Origin of the sequence: Roseateles oligotrophus (assembly GCF_025717515.1) — a bacterium.
Lineage (GTDB): Bacteria > Pseudomonadota > Gammaproteobacteria > Burkholderiales > Burkholderiaceae_C > Paucibacter_A > Paucibacter_A oligotrophus.
The window spans coordinates 317,513-336,737 of the sequence record NZ_JAJIRN010000005.1; the positions used below are offsets into that span (position 1 = coordinate 317,513).

At 64.3% G+C, this 19,225-nt stretch carries 10 protein-coding genes; 4 read left to right on the top strand and 6 right to left on the bottom strand.

The window, feature by feature from the left end; all coding sequences use genetic code 11:
* Nucleotide 1: 1 nt before the first annotated feature.
* Genes LNV07_RS12685 through mutL form a run of 6 tightly spaced genes read right to left on the bottom strand, consistent with a single transcriptional unit; the run spans nt 2 to nt 9,132 of the window.
* Entirely contained in the window at nt 2-1,114 is a 1,113-nt protein-coding gene (locus tag LNV07_RS12685; RefSeq protein ID WP_263571526.1) for a lipocalin-like domain-containing protein, read from the bottom strand.
* A complete protein-coding gene (locus LNV07_RS12690) occupies nt 1,114-3,672 on the bottom strand; it encodes an FtsX-like permease family protein (RefSeq protein ID WP_263571527.1) in 2,559 nt (852 codons plus the stop codon). The genes LNV07_RS12685 and LNV07_RS12690 overlap by 1 nt, the downstream gene beginning before the upstream one ends.
* Nucleotides 3,669-4,340, bottom strand: coding sequence for an ABC transporter ATP-binding protein (locus LNV07_RS12695; RefSeq protein ID WP_263571528.1), 672 nt, complete (start codon nt 4,338-4,340; stop codon nt 3,669-3,671). The genes LNV07_RS12690 and LNV07_RS12695 overlap by 4 nt, the downstream gene beginning before the upstream one ends.
* A complete protein-coding gene (gene miaA / locus LNV07_RS12700) occupies nt 4,327-5,274 on the bottom strand; it encodes a tRNA (adenosine(37)-N6)-dimethylallyltransferase MiaA (RefSeq protein WP_263571529.1) in 948 nt (315 codons plus the stop codon). Before miaA ends, LNV07_RS12695 begins: the two co-directional genes overlap by 14 nt.
* Nucleotides 5,275-5,305: 31 nt before the next feature.
* The gene (locus LNV07_RS12705) at nt 5,306-7,123 is read right to left on the bottom strand and encodes a pseudouridine synthase (protein ID WP_263571530.1); all 1,818 of its coding nucleotides are present in this window, start codon (nt 7,121-7,123) and stop codon (nt 5,306-5,308) included.
* Between the two features lie 56 nt (nt 7,124-7,179).
* Complete coding sequence (gene mutL / locus LNV07_RS12710; protein WP_263571531.1) at nt 7,180-9,132, bottom strand: DNA mismatch repair endonuclease MutL; 1,953 nt, start codon at nt 9,130-9,132, stop codon at nt 7,180-7,182.
* Nucleotides 9,133-9,417: 285 nt separating this feature from the next.
* Between mutL and LNV07_RS12715 the strand changes: the two genes are divergently transcribed.
* The 4 genes from LNV07_RS12715 (at nt 9,418) to LNV07_RS12730 (ending at nt 19,223) form a co-directional block, all read left to right on the top strand.
* A complete protein-coding gene (locus LNV07_RS12715; protein WP_263571532.1) occupies nt 9,418-12,849 on the top strand; it encodes a PAS domain-containing hybrid sensor histidine kinase/response regulator in 3,432 nt (1,143 codons plus the stop codon).
* Nucleotides 12,846-17,564, top strand: a complete 4,719-nt coding sequence (locus LNV07_RS12720; RefSeq protein ID WP_263571533.1) for a response regulator — start codon at nt 12,846-12,848, stop codon at nt 17,562-17,564. Before LNV07_RS12715 ends, LNV07_RS12720 begins: the two co-directional genes overlap by 4 nt.
* Nucleotides 17,565-17,630: 66 nt before the next feature.
* Nucleotides 17,631-18,299: a DedA family protein gene (locus LNV07_RS12725; RefSeq protein WP_263571534.1), complete on the top strand. Its 669-nt coding sequence runs from the start codon at nt 17,631-17,633 to the stop codon at nt 18,297-18,299.
* Nucleotides 18,300-18,569: 270 nt separating this feature from the next.
* The gene (locus LNV07_RS12730) at nt 18,570-19,223 is read left to right on the top strand and encodes a class I SAM-dependent methyltransferase (protein ID WP_263571535.1); all 654 of its coding nucleotides are present in this window, start codon (nt 18,570-18,572) and stop codon (nt 19,221-19,223) included.
* Nucleotides 19,224-19,225 lie beyond the last annotated feature (2 nt).

The following is a 19,225-nucleotide window of genomic DNA, read 5'->3' on the forward strand; positions in this document are numbered from 1 at the left end:
ACTAGTCCGCAGACTGCAGCAGTTTCATGGCGCCGGCATAACCCGTCATTTCCAGGTAACCAAGACCCAGGCGCTTGCCAGCGAGCGTCAGCAACTCGCTCGCCCCCTCCCAATAGCGCATGCCGGTACTGGCGCGGGCATCGATTTCTTGAGGGTCGAGCAGGGCGCGCAGAACTTGGCTTCCCATTGGCGTGCTGATCTGCCATTCGACCGGGTAGTTGGCCCCGCTGTCAGGGCTGAGCCAATGCCGGCTCGGCGTCATCTTGACGTCCGTAGGCGCGAAGTCGACGGTCACGCCGCTTGGGGCCCGCCAACTCCCGCCCGCCCAAAGCTGCGAGCCATCGGCACGGCGCAGCCTGAAGACGGTCAGCGCTCCGCCATCGGCCAAGTTGATGCCGGCCCAATCCCAGCCGACGGCTTGTTCGGCCGCAGCGCTGCGCCCGAGCAAGTTATCGCTCCACTCATGGTCAAGCCAGGAGCGGCCACTCAGCTCGAACTGCTTGCCCTTGAGTTGCAACCGAGCCTCGGTTTGCAGTTGCACCTGGCTGTAGTAATGGCTGAACTGCGCGGGGTCAGGACCCTTCCGGGACAGGCCTTGCTGGCCTTGCAGCAGCGGCGCTTGGCTGGCTTGCAGGCGCAAATCGAGCGCGAAACCGGCCGCCGGGCTGCGCAGGCTGGCGCGGTAGCCGGCCGCATCACGGCGCAGAGTCCAATCGCGTATATGCACATCGGTGTCGGCTTCGCTGGCCTCGGCCACGGCCATGCCGGCGCGCGCCAGGCGTTGGTCGTGGTGCAGTTTTCCGGCGCCCAGATCGCTGATGGCGGCATGGGCGAGCAGCAGGTGACGTGCGGCAAAGCGACTCGGATGGTCCGTCGGCGCCGGGCCCAAGAGGCGAAAGAAGGTCAGCTGATAGCCAAAGCGCGGCGGCCCTTGCTTGGCCTCGCTCAACACGCCGGTCAGATACCACCACTCAAGGCGCTGGGCCGGATGGGCACCAAAGTCGCGCGGGAATTGCAGGCCTTGGGCCTGAGCCTGGGCTAAACCCGCCGGTGCGGCGGCTAGGCCTATCGTTTGCAGCAGCGAGCGGCGGCGCAAATTACTTGATGCCGGCATCACCAGTCCTCCTTGACCGCCTGCACCACGTCGGCGCCGGTAGCGCGCCAGGCCGCCAGCATCGCCGCCGATAGACCGGCCAGAAACACCGCGCCCAGCAAGGCGAATAAGCGAGGCCAGGGCAGGCTGATGTCCATGCTCCAGTGAAAGCTCTGCGGGTTGACGACCCAGACCAAGATCGCACTCAAGGCCAGACCCAAGCCCAAACCGGCCAAGGCACCTACGCCGCTGAGCAGCGCCGCCTCGAGCGCCAGCAGGCGCAGCACATCGGCGCGTGTCAGCCCCAAATGCAGCAATAGGCCGAACTCGCGCCGACGCGCCAAGACCTGCGCCGATTGGCTGGCGGCGATGCCGAACAAGCCGATGCCCAATGCCACCGCCTGCAGCCAATGGGTGACGGCAAAGCTGCGGTCAAAGATGCGCAGCGACATGGTCTTGAGTTCGCCAACCGCCGCAAACTCCAAGTCCTCGGGATTCGTTTTTTGCAAGGCCTTCAGCTTTACACCGGCGTCTGCCGAGGCGATGCCGGGCTTCAACCAGACATAGAGCTCGGTCAATTGCGGGTCGCCGCTCCAGCGCCGGTAGTCGCTCAATGGCAGCATCAGCGCGCCACTCTGGCGGGCATAGTCGCGCCAGACGCCGCGTACAAACACGGCCTGAGTTGGGCCAGCGGGCGTCAAGCGCAGGCTCAATGCCTGGCCAGGCCGCAGCCGCAATTGATCGCGCAGATGCTCATTGATATAGATGGGCAGGGCGTTCTCCGAGCGATCCAAAGCGGCAGCCAGCGGCCCGGCCAAGGGGAGTTGATCCTCTTGAACAGCGCGGGCCATCAAGTCGATGGCGTCGCCATGGCCTTCTATCCAAACCAAGGCGCTGCGTTGCCCCGCGACTTTTTCGGCCCAGCCGCTGGCTCGCACCGCGTCCGCATAGCCGGGCGGCAGCGGCGCCCCCTGGCCCGCTTGCAGGCGCAGGCTTGAGCGCACATAGAAATCTGCCGGCAGCATCTGCGCCAACCAGCTATGCAAAGAGTCTCGAAAGCTGCCCACCATCACCAGCATCGCCACCGACAGGCTCAAGGCCACCAAGACCCCGGCCAAGGCGCGGCTGGCCTCGGCGGATTGATCGCGGGCGCGCTCGCGCACCAGCGCGACGGTGGCGGAGTCGCTCAATCCTTGCGGCAACCAATCCAGCAAGCCGAGAGCCCAGCGCAGCAAGACCGGCACGCAGGCGATGCCGCCCAGCAGCAGGAAGAACATCGCCGCATAGGCGGCCAGCGGCAGATCGGGCCATTGCGGCAGCGGCGGCACGAAGGCGAGGGCGAAGCCCGTCACCAGCAGCGCGGGCCCCAGCCAAGTCGGTAAGGCCGGCTCTAGCTGATTGCCCAGGCCCCGCAGGACTTGCGCGACCGGCATGCGGCGCACGCTCCAGGCGGGCAAGGCCGTTGCCGCCAAACTGACCAAGAGGCCCAGGGCCCCGAAGAGGGCGGCGGCTCGAATCTGCTCGGCGTCCAAGGCCAAGCCTTGACTCGCGTGCTTGCCGACGCCGATGCCGAGATCGGCGCCCAGCATTTGTTGGCCGAGTATGGCTAGGGCATAAGCCAACGCCAAGCCGGCCAAACTCCCCAGCAAGCCCAGGCCCAAGCCCTCGCTGATGATCAGCCCGACCCGCTCTTTTGCGCTCATGCCCAGCACGCCCAACAAGGCCAATTGAGGCTGACGTTGCGCGACCGAAAGAGACATCACCGCAAAGACCAGGAAGCTACCGGTGAACAAAGCCATTAGGGACAGGACGCCCAAGTTGACTCGGTAGGCGCGCGTCATGGCGCCCAGGCGCGAAGCTTCGTCGGGCGGAGGGGCGGCGCTTGCGCCGGGCGGCAAGGGGTTTTGGCGCAGCCATTGCTCGGCCGACTGGCCGACTTCAAGGCGCAGATCGATGCGGTCCAACTCGCCGATGCGACCGAGCAATTGCTGGGCCCCCGCCAAATCAAGCACCGCCAGCGGTGAGCCCGCCGCGCCGACGCCGGGACCGACTGCAAAGTCGAGGTTTGCGGCCGCACCCGAGGCGTTGGCGGCGCGCAGGTTCAGTTGCTTGGCATCGGGGGGCAAACGGGCCATTGCTGCCGGATTCAGGGACAAATGCCGGGGGTCGAGCAAGGCGCCGATGGACGAAATATTGCTCGGCAACAGGTCGGGATTCATGGCCCCCGACTGCAAAACATCGTGCCCGATCACGCGCAGGCCAAAGGGTTTTCCATCTGAGCCAAGGGCCTGCGCATGGCCTTCCAGCACCGGTGACACCAAGGCCAGCCCGGGCAGCGCAGCCACTTCGGTGTAGACGCTTTCGGGCAGCGCGCCTTGCTTGCCGCGCAGCACCAAATCGGGCCGGCCGTTGAGGCTGGCGGCGGCGCTCGAGAATTCGTTCAGCGCGCTGCTATTGAGCAGATGCACCGCATAGGCCAGGGCCACGCCGAGCGTGATGGACAAGAGCGCCAGCAGTTGCCGGCCGGCCTGATGGCGCAAGGCCGGCCAAGACAGCTGAGCCAACCAGGACCAGCTCAAGTGTGTGCCTGCACGTTGTGTTCGACGATGCCTTGCTCGGTCATCAGCAAGCAGCGATCGGCGCGAGCTGCGGCGCGCTCTGAATGCGTCACCAGCAGGCAGGCCGAACCCTCGGCATGGACCTGCTCCAGCAGCAAATCGAGCACCGTTGCGGCGTTGCGGGCATCGAGATTGCCGGTCGGTTCATCCGCCAAGACCAGGGCAGGGCGGTGCACCAGCGCACGCGCAATTGCGACCCGCTGCAATTGGCCGCCGGACAACTGGCGCGGCATACGGGCACCCAGATCGCCCAGGCCCACCGCGTCCAGCATCGCTTGCACGCGCCGTGGGTTCTGGCGCTTCAAGAGCAGCAGCGGCAGGCCGACATTGGCCGCCACGCTCAAATGTGGCAAGACGTGAAAGGCCTGGAAGACAAAGCCCAGATGCTGGCGCCGCAACAGCGCGCGCTCGCTCTCGTTCAAGTCGGTCAGTACGGCGCTGGCAAGGCGAATGCGGCCGGCGCTGGGTTCGTCCAGCCCGGCCAGACAATTCAGCAAGGTGGATTTACCCGAACCCGACTCGCCCAGCAACGCGACCATTTCGCCGGCCTGCAGGCACAAATCTATGCTGGCAAAGACCGGCGTCGCGCCATAGCTTTTGGCCAAGCCAAAGGCCTCAAGTACCGGCATGACTAGTCGTCAGCAAGCGCTGCAGGCAGGCCAGCAGATGCAGCTTTGCCTGTGGGTCATCGCAGGCGATCACATGGCGCTGCGGGCTGGCGCGCAACCAGGTCAGCTGGCGCTTGGCCAATTGGCGGGTGGCGATGGTGCCGCGCTCGGCCAGGTCCTTGAAGTCGTTCGACTCCAGCGCTTCCCAGGCCTGGCGGTAGCCGACGCAGCGCATCGAGGGCAGTTCCGGGTTCAAGTCGCCGCGTGCGCGCAAGGCGCGCACCTCATCGAGCAGGCCTTGCTTCAACATCAACTCGAAGCGCTCCGCCAGACGCCGGTGCAACCAGCCGCGATCATTGGGCTCGAGCGAAATCATCGGCCAGTCGACGCCGCCGTCGCGCTGCTGGTGCAGATCGCTCATGGGCCTGCCGGCCAACTGGCATACCTCCAGCGCACGTTGAATGCGCTGTGAGTCATTTGGCGCCAGACGCGCCGCCGTGATGGGGTCAAGTCTTGCCAATTCGGCATGCAGGGCCGGCCAGCCGAGTTCGGCCGCGCGCGCGTCCAACTCGGCCCGCAGTGCGGGGTCGGCCTGCGGCATCTCGCTCAAGCCGGTGCGCAGCGCGTTGAAATAAAGCATGGTGCCGCCGACCAACAAGGGCAGGCGTCCACGTGCCAGCACCTCGCCGGCAATTCGCTTGGCCGCGATGACGAACTGACCGGCCGAATAGGCGTCCAGCGGGTCGATCAGGTCGATCAAATGATGCGGCACCGCGGCCTGCTCGGCCGCGCTCGGCTTGGCCGTGCCGATATCCATGCCCCGGTAGACCAAGGCAGAATCGACGCTGATGATCTCCACCGGCAAGACCTGCGCGATCTCCAGCGCAAACGCCGTCTTGCCCGTGCCGGTCGGCCCGGCCAGACAAATCGGACTCTTAAATGGGGTCAGGTTCATTTAAATCCCCATCGACTTGCTTGCGCCATCATCAATCAAAGCGCTCCCAAGGCGTCAGGAATCGCCATTGGCCGACCGGCAAATTGCCCAAGTTGATGCGCCCGATGCGCACGCGCTTGAGCCCCACCACCTTCAGGCCGACCTGCTCGCACATGCGGCGGATCTGGCGCTTGCGGCCTTCGCGCAAGACAAAGCGCAGCTGGTCCTCATTCGCCCAGCTGACCTTGGCCGGCTTCAACTGAACGCCGTCCAATTCCAGGCCATGGTTGAGCAGGGCCATATCGGCGGCCGGGAAGCTGCCATCGGCGCTCTTGACGCCGTCGCGGCCGTGGTACTCGACCCGCACCAGATATTCCTTCTCGATCTTGGAGTCTTCGCCGATCAGGAGCTTGGCGATGCGGCCGTCTTGGGTCAACACCAGCAAGCCGGTCGAGTCGATGTCCAGGCGCCCGGCCGGTGCCAAGCCACGGCTGTGACCGAGGTGGTATTTGATGCCGGACGTGTCTTCCGCCCAATGGCTGTCGGACTTGATCAAGGTGGACGCGTTCTCATAACCGTCTTCGGCCTGGCCCGAGACCCAGCCGATCGGCTTGTGCAAGAGGATGGTGACGCGCTTGGCCTGCTCCTTGTTGGCCAGTTGATCGACCTCGATCTTGACGCCCGGCAGCACGCGCTGGCCCAGCACCGCCATCTTGCCGTCAACGCGCACCCAGCCGGCGGCGATCCACTCGTCCGCTTCACGGCGCGAGGCCATGCCGAGCACGCCCATATGTTTGGACAGACGCACGCCCTCGTCGCGCGAGTCCACACAATCTTCATCCTCGTCGTCATCGCCGAGCTGACGGCTCAGTTGAGCGGCGGCCGCGCGCAAATGCTCGGGCAGTTGGCGAGCAGCGGCCTGGGAATAGCTTGAAGGGGAGGTCGGGCCCCGTGATGGCTCACGTGACTGCCCAGGCCTGGGGCCGCTGGCGCGGCGCTGATCCTGGCGGGTGAAGTTGCTTTGCCCCGGCTCTTCGCGCTGCTGTTGATTGAAGCCGCCTTGGCCACCTTGCTCGCCTTGCCCGCGATAGCCACCCTGGCCACGGTCCTCATAGCGCGGCCGCTGTTGCTGATATTGCTGCTGCTCGCGAGGGTCTTGCCGGTAAGAACCTTGTTCGCGCGGCGCGTTGTAGCCACCGCCACCGCCGCCTTGATACTGCTGACGTGGGCGCTGCTCGCTATAGCCTTGCTGATCCTGACGCGGCCGGTCGTATTGCGGACGGCGCTCGTCGAAACGAGGCGCTTGATCGCGTGAATCTCGGAAATCCCGTGAATCCCGTGAATCCCGCATCGGCGGACGCTCATTCGGCCGCTGGCCTTGATAGCCGCCGGGGCGGCGCTCCTCATAACGCGGAGCCTCATCGCGTGGGCCGCGTGGGCCGCGCGAGTCATAGTCGTTCGGCCGGTCGTAGTTGCCCTGTGGGCGACGGTCCTCGTAGCGAGGGCCTTCGTCACGCCGAGGGCCCGCGTCGCGGCGCGGGCCGCCTTGATAGCTGCCTTGATGCCCACCCGGGCCGCCGCGGCCACCGCGCTGCTCGGGCGCACCGTGGCGGGGGCCGGCCGGCGGGCGCGCACGTTCGTCGCGTGAGCCAGCAAATTGACCCGCAGAAGCCGGCCGCTCCGAATTGAAGCCTCCCTGGCGCTGCTCGTACTGCGCTTGCCGCTCTTGCCGCTCGGCTTGCGCACGCTCCAGGCTTTGGCGTGGGCGCGAAACGCCCTTGCCGCGCACCGGCGGGCGGCGTTCGCCATCGGGTCGACTGGAACCATTCGGGCCAGATTTTTTCTTATTGTTCAATTTCAAGGTGGCCATATCGGGCTCCATCACAAAAAGCGGTCGCTGATTTCTTCATGCAACAAGCAAAAGCTTCAGCGTCCGCGTAAAAACAAGGCATCAAGTTCGCGCATGGTCAATTGCCGCCAAGTCGGCCGGCCATGATTGCACTGATCGGCGCGTTCGGTGCGCTCCATATCGCGCAAGAGGCCATTCATTTCTTCCAGCGTCAGCTGGCGATTGGCGCGCACCGCACCATGGCAGGCCATGGTGGCGAGGATCTCATGCTGAGCGCGCTCGATGGCGTGGCTGGCATCAAACTGCGCCAACTCGGCCAGCACGCTGCGCACCAGCTCCACCACATCACCGCCGGCCAGTGCCGCCGGCCGCGCCCGCACCGCCAAGACCTTGGCCGACAGCGGCGCCACATCCATGCCGAGCCGCTCCAGCGTGCCCGCATGGGCCTCGGCGGCGGCAATCTCTTGCGCCGTCGCGGCAAAGGTGATCGGGATCAGCAAGGGCTGCGACTCGATCGCCGCCGCCCCCAGGCTGGCCTTGAGCCGCTCGTAGACGACCCGCTCATGGGCCGCATGCATATCGACAATGATCAGCCCTTGGGCGTTCTCGGCCAGCACGTAGACGCCTTGGATCTGCGCGACGGCGCGACCCAGCGGCCAATCATGCTGGGGCAGGGCCGGCTGCGCGCCGGGCATGGGGTCGGGTCTTGCCTGCGGCTTGAATTCAGCCTGACCATAGAGCGTGGCCACCTCGGCCAGCCCCAGCGAAGCCTGCGCGCCCTGGCCGATCGGCGGACGCCAGCTCTGGCTTGAGGCTGGATTGGCATAGCCGGCCGCCGGCTCATTGACTTGCCCCGGCGAATGCGTCTGCGCAAACCAGGCCGGCGGATTGCCGGGCGAGGGGCGATAGCCGGGCACGCTCGCTGCGGCGGCAATCGCTTGCTGCGCCTGCTCGGCCGGGCTGGGCTCGATGGCCTCGGCAGTGGTGCTGCGTGACAGCGCCAACGCATCCTGCACCGCATAGCGCACCTGCTGATGAATCTCGCGGCCATCGCGAAAGCGCACCTCGATCTTGGTCGGGTGCACATTGACATCGACCCGGTCGGGCGCGATCTCGATGAAGAGCACATAGCTGGGCTGGCGATGGCCGTGCAAGACATCTTCATAGGCCGAGCGGATGCCGTGCGCAATCAACTTGTCGCGCACAAAGCGACCGTTGACATAGACATATTGCATGTCGGCACGGCTGCGCGCCGCCTCGGGCAGGCCGGCCCGGCCGTAGACACGCAAGGGCCCGCGCTCGGAGAACACCGCCCGGCTGGCGGCCAAGAATTCAGCGCCCAAAACATCGCTCAAACGCTGCTCCGATGAAGCGATCCGCCATTGCTCGACCAGCTTGCCTTCATGCCAGACGGTGAAGCCGACGTCGGGCCGGGCCAACGCATGGCGGCGCACCGCCTCCAGGCAATGCGCCAATTCGGTCGCATCGGTCTTCAGGAATTTGCGTCGCGCCGGGGTGCTGAAGAACAGCTCGCGCACCTCGATGCTGGTGCCGCGCGAGCGCGCCGCCGGGGCCAACTCGCCCGAGCGGGCATCGAGCCGGTGCGCGTGGGCGGCGCCCTCGCAGCGGCTCAGCAAGGCCATCTCGGCGACCGAGGAGATCGCGGCCAGCGCCTCGCCTCGGAAGCCCATCGTCGCGACCGACTCCAGATCATCGAGCGAGCGGATCTTGCTGGTGGCATGGCGCTTCAGCGCCAGCGGCAGCTCGTCGACCGGGATACCCAGGCCGTCATCCTCGATCACGATGGCGCGCACGCCGCCGGCCGACAACTTGATCTGAATCTGCGTGGCACCGGCGTCGAGCGCGTTGTCGACCAGTTCGCGCACGACCGACGCAGGCCGCTCCACCACCTCGCCGGCGGCGATTTGACTGATCAGTTCATCGGGGAGTTCGCGAATGCTGCGCCGGCTGGGCGCGGCCGCTGTGGCATCTTGCTGGGGCACAGGCTGGGCGGGGAGGGACAAATCCATACGTAATTTTACCTTGGGGCCGAGCCTGCTCGATAGGCGTTCGCCAAAAGCCTTGTCTCAGGTGTTTTCGCTCAGGTCGCAAGGTATAGCGCCGATAGCCTCGAACAAGGCCGCCGCCATATATTGGGGCGCTATTTTTGCATCCGCCATTTCACGCCGAGAGCCAACGATGACAAATCAAGATTCAGCTTCGTCCCAGCCAGAACATATGACGCGGCCGTCTGGAGGCTCGACTCCGAACTTACGGCTTGCTTGAGTGCGAGGCTGACCGAGGGGCAAGTCCGCATGAAGCAGCCCAGCCACAACAAGCAAACCGGCCAGCCGTGGCGCAAGCTGCTGCCGCTGGCCGGTTTGGCCTTGCTCTTGCTGATCGCCGGGGAGTGGCCAGTGCTCTCGGAGTCCTATCCCAGGGACTTGCCGGTTTGGCTCTGGTTCATGTTGAGGCTGAGTGGACTGGCTTTGGGCCTGCTGTGGGTGTGGGTCTATCTAGGCCGGACCCACCAACAGACCAGCGAGCTCGTACAAGCGCGCGATGACGAGTTCAAGCGCGACAACGAGGCCTTGCTGACAACCTTGAATCAGCATGCCATCGTCTCGGTGGCCGACCGTGCCGGCCGCATTACCGCGGTCAATGATGCGTTTTGCACGATCAGCGGCTACAGCCGCGAGGAGTTGATCGGCGCCAACCACCGTATCGTCAATTCGGGCGAACAGTCGGCAGAGTTCTGGGTCGATATGTGGGCCGACATCTCCAGCGGCAGGCCTTGGCGGCACGAGGTCTGCAACCGCGCCAAGAATGGCTCACTCTATTGGGTCGACACGGTGGTGGCGCCCTTGCTGGGCGCCGACGGCGAGGTGGAAAAATACATCTCTATCCGCACCGACATCAGTCGCAGCAAGACCGACGCGCTCAAGTTGTCGGCCGCGCTGCGCGACAGTCAGGCGCTGTTGAGCACGCTGCACCTGCATGCGATCGTGTCGGTGGCTGATCGGGCCGGCCGCATCACCGAGGTCAATGATGCTTTTTGCGCCATCAGCGGCTACAGCCGCGAGGAGTTGATCGGCGCCAACCACCGTATCGTCAATTCGGGAGAACAGTCGGCAGAGTTCTGGGTCGATATGTGGGCCGACATCTCCAGCGGCAGGCCTTGGCGGCACGAGGTCTGCAACCGCGCCAAGAATGGCTCACTCTATTGGGTCGACACGGTAGTGGCTCCTCTGCAGGGCGCCGACGGCCGGGTGGAAAAATACATCTCGATTCGCACCGACATCAGCGCGCACAAATTTGCCCAGCAGGCGCTGACCCTGGCCAAACAGCTGGCCGATGCGGCCAACCAGGCCAAGAGCGACTTCCTGGCCAATATGAGCCATGAGTTGCGCACGCCGATGAATGCCATTCTGGGCTTGCTGACCCTGCTGGGCAAAACGCAGCTGAGCAGCCGCCAGCTTGATTACACCGAGAAAACGCAGGGGGCGGCGCGCTCCCTGCTCGGCCTGCTGAACGAGATCCTCGACTTCTCCAAGATTGAGGCCGGCAAAATGACGTTGGATCCGCAGCAGTTCCTGTTCGAGGATGTGTTGACCGATTTGTCGGTGATCTTGTCGAGCAATCTGGGTGCCAAGAAGAAGGTCGAAATCCTCTTCGACATCGACCCCGAGTTGCCGCCCAGCCTGATCGGCGATGCCTTGCGGCTCAAGCAGGTCTTGATCAATCTGAGCGGCAACGCGCTCAAATTCACGGCCGAGGGTTCGCTGGTGTTGGCGGTCAAACTGATGGAGCGCAATGCCTCGGTGGCGACGTTGAAAATCAGCGTGCGTGACACCGGTATCGGCATTGCGCCGGAGAACCATCAACGCATCTTCAGTGGTTTCTCTCAGGCCGAGAGCAGCACCACGCGGCGTTACGGCGGCACCGGCCTGGGCGTCGCGATCAGCCAACGTCTGGTCGCGCTGATGGGTGGCAAGCTCGAGCTGGAGAGCGCACTCGGCCAAGGCAGCTGCTTCTATTTCACCATCAGTCTGCCGCTGGCAATGGACGAGGAACTGCCGCCGGGTTTGTCCCATGCCCCGGTCGACGCCGCAGCAAATTCGGCCTCCACGGCCGCGGCGCCACGCGTGCTGGTGGTGGAGGATGACCCGCAGGCGCGCGACTTGCTGGCCCGCATGTGCGCGTCGCTGGGCTGGGCGGCCGAGGTGTTGGGCAGCGGCGAAGCGGCGCTGCAGCGGCTGGCCTTGCTGGGCAAGCGAACTACTCAGACCCCGCGGGGCGTCGAGGCTTGCCCTTATGAGGCGATCTTCGTCGACTGGCAGTTGCCGGGCCTGGATGGCTGGCAAACCTGCCAAGGCGTGCGCGCGCTGGGTGCGCGGCCGATTCCGCTGCTGCTGGCCCTGGTGACGGCGCAGGACCGCGAGCTCTTGGCGCAGCGCAGCCCACAGGAGCAGGCGCTGCTGGATGGCTATTTGGTCAAGCCGGTCACCAGCGCGATGTTGTCCAACGCGCTGTCTCAGGCGCGGGCGCTGAGGAGCAGGAGTGGCACGGCGGGCTTGGCCGTGATGGAGTCAACAGCCGCCACCCCAAATGAAGCGGCTGTGCTGGAGCGCCGCTTGGCGGGTCTGCGCCTGCTCTTGGTCGAAGATAACCTCAACAATCAGCTGGTCGCGCGCGAGTTGTTGGAAGACGAGGGCGCGACCGTGCAAATTGCCAACGATGGTCAGGAAGGCGTGGCCGCCGTCGCCGCGATGGCGCCGCCCTTTGATGTCGTCTTGATGGATCTGCAGATGCCGGTGATGGACGGCTTGACGGCAGCGCGCACGATTCGACAGGACTTGCGTCTGCTGAATCTGCCGATTGTTGCGATGACGGCCAACGCGATGAGCTCCGACCGCGAAGCCTGCCTGGCCGTGGGCATGAATGACCATATTGGCAAGCCCTTCGAGTTGGATGACTTGGTGCGGGTTGTGCTGCGTCTGGCCGGTCGCCAAGCGCAGGCCGGGCCAAGGCCGAGCGAGCCTCAACTGGATTCGGCCTTGAGCGCGCAGGCGACTGCGGCCGGCGTAGAACTGGCCGAGGCCTTGCAGCGTTTGGGGGGCAAGCAAGAGATCTATGGCCGCATGTTGCGCAGCTTCGTCAGCGATCTGGCGCGCATGCCCGAGCAATTGCGCTCGGCGCTGACGCAAGGCGACCGCTTGGGTGCAATACGCCAAATGCACACCTTGAAGGGCTTGGCGGCGACGCTGGGCGCGGTCCCGCTGAGTGCCGCCGCCGCGCGGGCCGAGAAGCAATTGCTGGCGCTCGCGGCGGATGACCAGGACCAAAATCGGGACAAAGCCCGCCAGCAGGCGCTCGACTTGGCGCGGCCGGTCTGCAAGGCGATCGAGGCCGCGTTGCCGGGCTTGACTGGGCTGCAGGCCACCTTGCAGGCAAGTTCGCAGGCCATTGCCGCGATCCAAACTGCACAAGCCCGGGCCCAGGCCTTCGATGTGACGCTGTTGCGCACCGAGTTGCAGCGGCTGGCCTTGCTGCTGCAGGACGCCGATATGGCGGCCATGGACCATATGGCGCAGGTTTTCAAAAGCTACTGCGTTCAGTCGGGGGCAGCCAAAGAGCAAGAGGAAATCAGTGCAAAGATGCGCGCGCTTGACGATGCCGTTGGCATGCTAGATTTCGAACTCGCAATGCGGCTTTGCGCCGAACTGATCGAGGGGCTGTCGACATGATGGAGTCCGGTGTTCCAAGGGACGAAGACAAAGACGAGGTGATCGCTGCGCTCAATCTGCACTCGATCGTGTCTATCGCCGATGCGGATGGCCGCATCATCATGGCCAACGATGAGTTTTGCCGCATCAGCGGCTATAGCCGCGAAGAGCTGTTGGGGCAGGATCACCGTATTGTCAATTCCGGCCACCAGCCGGCGGGCTTCTGGGCCATGGTCTGGCAACAAATCAGCGCCGCGAAACCTTGGCGCGGTGAAGTCTGCAACCGCAGCAAGAGTGGCGCGCTGTACTGGGTCGATACGCTTATTTCGCCGGTTATGGGTGCGTCCGGCAAGGTCGAAAAATACATCTCGATCCGCACCGACGTCACGGCCGCCGCGATGGCCGCACGCGAACTCGGGCGCGAACGCCTGGCGCTCAACAACATCATCGAAGGCACCCATGCCGGTACCTGGGAGTGGAATGTCGAAACCGGCGAAACCAAGTTCAATCAACGTTGGGCCGCAATCGTCGGCTACACGCTGGAGGAGTTGGGCGCCACCACCATCGAGACCTGGAGCAGTTTCAATCACCCGGACGATGTGACGCGCGCCGCCGTCTTGCTGGGTCGGCATTTCGACGACGAGACGCCTGCCTACGAGTTCGAAGGCCGCATGCGGCACAAAAACGGTTCATGGGTCTGGGCGCAATCGCGCGGCAAGCTCTTCAGCCGCAGCAGTGACGGGCGGCCGCGCTGGATGGCCGGCACGCTGATCGACATCACCGGGCGCAAGCAGGCCGAATATGAGCTGCATGAAAGCCGCGCCTTCCTGGACCGCACGGCCAGAATCAGCGGCATGGGGGGCTGGTCGGTCGATTTGCTCAGCAACGAGATTCAGTGGTCGGACCAGACTTGCCTGATCCACGAGGTCGAGCCCGGCCATCAGCCCACTTTTGCCGATAGCCAGCGGCCGTTTTCGGCCGATTCGCGGGCCTTGATGTCCGAGGCGCTGCGAGCCGGCATCGAGAAGGGCGAGGGCTTCGATCTTGAGATGCCCTTCACCACATTCAAGGGGCGGGAGACCTGGGTGCGCGCGGTCGGTGAGGTCGAGTTCAGCGACAAAGGTGCCGCCAGAATGGTCGGCACCTTGCAGGATATTGGCGCCCGGCGCCAGATTGAGGCCGACCTTGCGCGCAGCACCAAATTGCTGCGCGGCTCGATCGAGGCGATTGACGGCTCCTTCGTCCTGTTCGACCCCGACGACAAGATGGTGTTGTGCAATCGCAGTTTTGAGCAGTTGTTCGATTACGTGCCCGGCCTGATCGTGCCCGGCGTCAGCTTCGAGGAAATGATGTACGCGGGGGCCCGCAGCGGCAAGTTTCCCGACGCGGCCGGGCGCATCGAGGAATGGGTGGCCGAGCGAGTCGCCGTGCATCAAACCGGCAACAGCAGCCTGGTGCAGAGGCTGGACGACGGCCGCAGTGTGCGCAATGTCGAGCGCAGGATGGCCGACGGCCATATCGTCGGGCTGCGGGTCGACGTCACTGAATTGGTCATTGCCACCGAGGCCGCTCAAGTGGCCTCACAGTTCAAGAGCCAGTTCGTGGCGAATATGAGCCACGAAATCCGCACGCCCATGAACGCCATTCTGGGTATGTTGACGCTGCTGCAGCGCACCGAATTGACGCCCCGCCAGGCCGACTACGCGAGCAAGACCGAGGGCGCGGCGCGTTCCTTGCTGGGTCTGTTGAACGAGATTCTGGATTTCTCGAAGGTCGAGGCCGGCAAGATGACGCTGGACCTACAGCCCTTCAGTCTGGACCGACTCTTGGCCGATCTGTCGGTGATCTTGTCCGCCAATCTGGGCACCAAGCCCGTCGAATTGCTGTTTGACATCGACCCCGGCTTGCCGGATCAAATGGTCGGCGACGCGATGCGCTTGCAGCAGGTCTTGATCAATTTATGTGGCAATGCGATCAAGTTCACGGCCAAGGGCGAGGTGGTCTTGTCGGTGGTGCTGAAGGAACGCGACGCGGAGTCGGTGACGTTGGAGTTGTCCGTCAAGGACTCCGGCATCGGCATCGCGCCGGAGAATCATGAGCGCATTTTCAGCGGCTTCTCGCAGGCCGAGGCCTCGACCTCGCGCCGCTTTGGCGGCACCGGGCTGGGCGTGGCCATCAGCCAGCGCTTGGTTGGCTTGATGGGCGGGCGACTGGGCCTGGAAAGCGCGCTGGGGCAGGGCAGCCGCTTTTGCTTCACGCTGAAGCTGCCCTTGGCAACGACCGCGGTGGACGAACTCTCGCCAGAGTCGCTCACGGAAGTGGAGGGCCGGCCGGTCTTGATCGTCGAAGAGAATGCCGACGCCCAGCGCGTGCTGGCCCGTTTGGTGGAAAGCCTCGGTTTGGAGGTCGCGTTGGCGGCAAATCTGGAGCAAGGACTGACGATTCTGCGGGATTTGCAAGCGGCCGGGCGCAGCAGCCGAGCGGTCCTGCTGGACTGGCGCATCGGCGCCCATGCCAGTGAAGACGATGGCTGGAAGTCCTTGCAGCGTTTGCGTGAGCAGCATCAGCAGGGGCAGGCTCGAGCTCCTGCTGGCATGGCCGATCAGCATCCCTTGCTGATCGCGGCGCTGGTGACCTCGCAGGATCAGGAATTGATTTCAAAGCACAGCGAGGTCGAGCAGGCCAGCATCGACATCATTTTGCTCAAACCGCTGACCGCAGCGATGTTGCGCCGCGCCTTGCTCGCTCATCAACGCGAGGCCAGGCATGCCGCCGCCGCGGGCCCGCGCAGCATCGCCGCGCCTAAATCCCAATCCGGTCAACGACCCTTGGCCGGCATGAGGCTGTTGGTGGTTGATGACAATCTGAACAATCAGCAATTGGCCAAGGAGCTGCTCGAAGACGCGGGTGCCGAGGTGGACTTGGCCGGCGATGGCCAGCAAGCGGTGGACTTGTTGCGCGCCGATCCGCAGGCCTACCGGGTTGTGCTGATGGACATGCTGATGCCGGTGATGGACGGCGTTACGGCCTGCCTGATCATCCGCAGCGAGCTTGGGCTGCAGAACCTGCCCATCGTCGCCATGACTGCCAACGCGCTCGCCTCGGATCGGCGCGACTGCTTGGCGGCCGGCATGAACGAGCATATCGCCAAGCCTTTTGACGTGAATAAATTGATCGACCTGGTCCTGCGTTTGGGCGCCGCGGCCGCAATGCCAAAGGTGGTGGCGGTGGCACCTTTGGCTGCGCTGCCCGCTGTGGCTGCTGTCAGCCGCACGCCCGCAAGGCCGATTGCGGAGCCCGAGCCGGCGGCTCCGGCCGAACGAGTCTTCCCGAGCCTGGTGGTGCCCGCTGACCTGCGCGCCTTGGCCGCCGCGCAAGGCTTCGATGTGCAGGCCGCGATGGATAGATTCATGGGCAAGACCGGCCTGTTTCAGCGCATGGCGACCTCGCTGGCGGCCTCGGCCCTGCAATTGCCCGAACAACTGCGGGCTTGGTTGGAGGCCAAAGACTTCGCCTCGGCGGCGCTGGCCGTGCACAGCTTCAAGGGCTTGGTCGCGACGCTGGGCGGCGATGCCTTGGCCCTGTTGGCGGCGGATGGCGAGGCCAAGCTCAAACAGAATGAGGCACCCGACGCGGTCTGGCTGGCCGAATTCGCCGCTCAAAGCGCCGCCGGAGCCAAGGCTTTGGAAGGGCTGTCGCAGGCCTTGAACACTTTGAAACCGTCGGCGCCGGCGCCCGCAGTTTCTGCTCCGGCCCTTGCTCCAACTCCAGCTCCGGTTCCGGTTCCGGTTCCAGCGCCTGTCCAGGTTGCTGCGCCCACGCCTGCCGTACCCGCCGAACGCGTCTTCCCGACGCTGGCGGTGCCCGACGAGCTGCGTGCCTTGGCCGCAAGCCAGGGCTTTGACGTGCAGGGCGCGATGGACAGGATGATGGGCAAGGTAGGGCTGTTCCAGCGCATGGCCAGTTCGCTGGCTGCCAGTGCCTTGCAATTGCCCGAGCAGCTGCAAGCCTGGCTGGCGGCCGAGGACTTCGGCCAGGCGACGATTGCGGTCCACAGTTTCAAGGGCTTGGTGGCGACGCTGGGCGGCGATGCCTTGGCCAAGCTGGCCGCGGCCGGCGAGGCCAAGCTCAAACAGAACGAAAAACCCGACGCGGCTTGGTTGGCCGAGTTTGCCGAGCGCATTGCGGCGGGCGCGGCGGCACTGGACGCTTTGTCGGTGGCGCTGAATGCCTTGAAACCCAGCGCTGCTGCGGCGGCCAAGCCGGCCACCGCTGTGCCCGCTCCAACTCCCGCTGTCTTGGTTCCTAGCGCCCCGGTGGCCGAGCCTGGCCGTGCCAGGCCCGAGCGGCGCCTGGCCGGCCTGCGCTTGCTGCTGGTCGAAGATAACCTCAATAACCAACAGATCGCGCTAGAGCTTCTTGAGGATGAAGGAGCGATCGTGCAGGTCGCCAATGATGGGCAAGAGGCGGTGGAGAAGCTGGCCGCAAGCCGGCAGTCCTTTGACCTGGTCTTGATGGACTTGCAGATGCCGGTCATGGACGGCTATACCGCCACCCGCCATATCCGTGAAGACCTCGGCCTGACGGAATTGCCCATCATTGCCTTGACCGCCAATGCCTTGGACAGTGACCGCGCAGCCTGTTTGGCCGGGGGCATGAACGAGCACATGGGCAAGCCCTTCGATATCAATAAGCTGGTCGCTTTGCTGCTGCAGTTGCAGCGGCCTCGTGCCTGATGTTTTTGGGCCGCAAGGGCTTGGGCGGTCGGGTCATGTCAAACGGCTGCAGCATAATCCGCGGCCATGGAACTCCTAAGCACCCTGATTGACTTCATCGTCCACGTCGACCGCCATCTGGCGACCTTTACCGGGCTCTATGGCGGCTGGATTTACGGCCTGCTGTTTTTGATCATCTTTGTCGAAACCGGCTTGGTGGTGATGCCTTTCTTGCCCGGTGACTCGCTGCTGTTCGTGGTTGGCGCAATGTGCGGTACCGGTTTGCTGAGCCTGCCCATTGCGATGGCGGTGATGCTAACGGCGGCCGTCGCCGGTAACCAGACCAACTACACGATTGGGCGATTTTTCGGCCCCAAGGTGTTCCAGTGGGAGCACTCGCGCTTTTTCAACCGTGACGCCTTCAACAAGGCGCATGAGTTCTATGAGCGGCGCGGCGGCGTGGCGCTGGTGATTGCCCGCTTCATGCCATTTGCGCGCACCTTTGCGCCGTTTGTGGCGGGTGTGGCGCAGATGACCCGGCGCAAATTCACCTTCTATGACATCACCGGCGCCTTGCTCTGGGTCGGCAGCGTCACGCTGGCCGGTTATGCCTTTGGCAATGTGCCGGCGGTCAAAAACAATCTGGAAAAAATCATCTGGGCCCTGATCATCATTCCGGGCCTGGTCATCATCGTCGGCGGAATCCGGACCAAGCAAAAGAAGCACGCGGCCGCTGTTGCCGCAAACAAAGGCTGAGCTCCGGCATGAAATGAATTCGATCCCGCTTGACGACGGCGCGCAACGAAGACTGATGGGGCCGCCAGGGCCGGGCTGATAGCTATTTCGGCCGATCCGCGGACCAGCGATGGCGACCTTGTCGGCTCACCAAGCGCGGTTCAAGCGCGGTTCAAACCCGCGGAATGCCGCAACTTTGCGAGATGCGGCCGGGCTGGCCGTCTTATCGAGCAATCAAGGCCGGTAATGCGGGCTACCGTGCAAGCACATATTGCCACCATGGAAATCCGCATGAGCTCAAACCTGACGCCGTCTCCGGTCAAGACCTACCAAGACATTGTTCCGGACTACCAAACCTATGTCGGCTACCAGACCGACAAATGGGCTTCCCATGAAATCACGGTGCCCAAATGGGAGCAGGGGCAGCAGCGCTATCTGCATGCTGTCTTTGCGGAGGTTCCTCGCAAGCTGCGCATCGCCGACATCGCCTGCGGTGACGGCGTGGGCCTGCGCCATTTCAAGCAAATGGGGTTTACGGACGTCGTTGGGGTGGAGCTCAACCCGTCCAAACTGGACATGGCCGAGCAAAGCGGCTACCAGGTGGTCGAGCGCGACATGCACGATCTCTGCTGCTTCGAGGCGCAGTCTTTTGACATCGTCTACTCCTCCCATTCGCTGGAACATGCCTACCAGCCGAGCAAGGTCCTGGCGGAATTCCACCGCATCTTGCGACCCGCTGGCGCGCTATTTGTCGTGCTGCCCTACCCGGATATGGGGGACTGGAATGACGAAGCCCATGGTGCCAAATACGAGCTTGGCACCAATATCAAGGACAACGGAGCCAGCGTCGTGCAGTACTTCGAGCGCGCCGGATTCAAGTTACTGAGTTCAAGCTTTGACAGTTTCCGCGAGCCCGAGATTTGGCTCAAATTCGAAAAAAACTGACA

What these genes read in the sequence shown, in the direction of transcription:
- LNV07_RS12685 (WP_263571526.1), bottom strand. Translation starts at nt 1,114, where the DNA reads ATGCCGGCATCAAGTAATTTGCGCCGCCGCTCGCTGCTGCAAACGATA.
- LNV07_RS12695 (WP_263571528.1), bottom strand. Translation starts at nt 4,340, where the DNA reads ATGCCGGTACTTGAGGCCTTTGGCTTGGCCAAAAGCTATGGCGCGACG.
- miaA (WP_263571529.1), bottom strand. Translation starts at nt 5,274, where the DNA reads ATGAACCTGACCCCATTTAAGAGTCCGATTTGTCTGGCCGGGCCGACC.
- LNV07_RS12705 (WP_263571530.1), bottom strand. Translation starts at nt 7,123, where the DNA reads ATGGCCACCTTGAAATTGAACAATAAGAAAAAATCTGGCCCGAATGGT.
- mutL (WP_263571531.1), bottom strand. Translation starts at nt 9,132, where the DNA reads ATGGATTTGTCCCTCCCCGCCCAGCCTGTGCCCCAGCAAGATGCCACA.
- LNV07_RS12715 (WP_263571532.1), top strand. Translation starts at nt 9,418, where the DNA reads ATGAAGCAGCCCAGCCACAACAAGCAAACCGGCCAGCCGTGGCGCAAG.
- LNV07_RS12720 (WP_263571533.1), top strand. Translation starts at nt 12,846, where the DNA reads ATGATGGAGTCCGGTGTTCCAAGGGACGAAGACAAAGACGAGGTGATC.
- LNV07_RS12725 (WP_263571534.1), top strand. Translation starts at nt 17,631, where the DNA reads ATGGAACTCCTAAGCACCCTGATTGACTTCATCGTCCACGTCGACCGC.
- LNV07_RS12730 (WP_263571535.1), top strand. Translation starts at nt 18,570, where the DNA reads ATGAGCTCAAACCTGACGCCGTCTCCGGTCAAGACCTACCAAGACATT.